The organism is Vibrio sp. TH_r3, assembly GCF_033101115.1.
GTDB lineage: Bacteria > Pseudomonadota > Gammaproteobacteria > Enterobacterales > Vibrionaceae > Vibrio.
This window is the reverse complement of the sequence record NZ_JAWMPW010000068.1, coordinates 1-832: the sequence shown is the minus strand read 5'-3', so window position 1 is coordinate 832 and position 832 is coordinate 1. Positions and strand designations below refer to the sequence as shown.

Below are 832 nucleotides of genomic sequence, written 5' to 3'. Positions count from 1 at the left end.
ATATCTATCACCAGAAAAATTATTCAACATGCTCGAGTTAAACACCTGACTTATCGCCTGCTCTAACTTTTTTTGATTACCTTTTACCGCCAATAAATAATCTGCTTCTTTATTAACAATGGCTTTGGCAATATCTCTCTGACATCCCATGGCGTCAATAGTCACAATACATCCACGAATATCTAAGCGTTTCAATAACTCAGGGATGGCCGTGATCTCATTAGATTTTTCGCTGGTTTTAACTTGCCCAAGAACAACTTGATTTGCGGCACTAAAAGCACTCACCATATGGATCACACCACACCGTTTGTCCTTATTGTAAGTACCTCTGATTGTCTTTCCATCAATGGCAATAACGTCTCCAGAAGTTAAATCATGGCAGTCTTTCATCCAGGTAGAAAAACTACTTTGTAGCTGCTTTGCTGGGATCAAGTTAATAACGCGGGCAATCGTATCGTGAACTGGAATTCCATGAATAAAATCACCATATTGTTGCAACCACGGTAAATTATCTTCACCAAAATCCTCTATATCCTCCCAACCTTCAGCTCCTGCTATAACAGCGGCAATAGTCAAAAAAAGGATATCCGACAAGGTGTGTGTGATTTTCCAAGATTGTCTAGGATCTTTGATAATTGAAATATGGTCTAACAAGCTAATTCCGTTCATGGTCTTCACAAATACTTAAAAGTAAGTATATGATCACAACCAATATTGATCGTCAAATCGATCATTAATAATATTGAAAATTAGATACAGAACCGTTACGTTAGAAATATATTATGGCTTATTCAAGCCTTACTCCATAAGAGTTCTTCATGATCTTGCCCTG

The 832-nt window shown here is 37.4% G+C and carries 1 protein-coding gene; it reads right to left on the bottom strand.

Features of this window, described 5'->3' with window-relative positions; translation table 11 throughout:
- Window positions 1-669, bottom strand: a 669-nt coding sequence (locus R3X26_RS18775) for an ISAs1 family transposase (protein ID WP_317718844.1), incomplete at its 3' end; no start/stop codon positions are given.
- Window positions 670-832 lie beyond the last annotated feature (163 nt).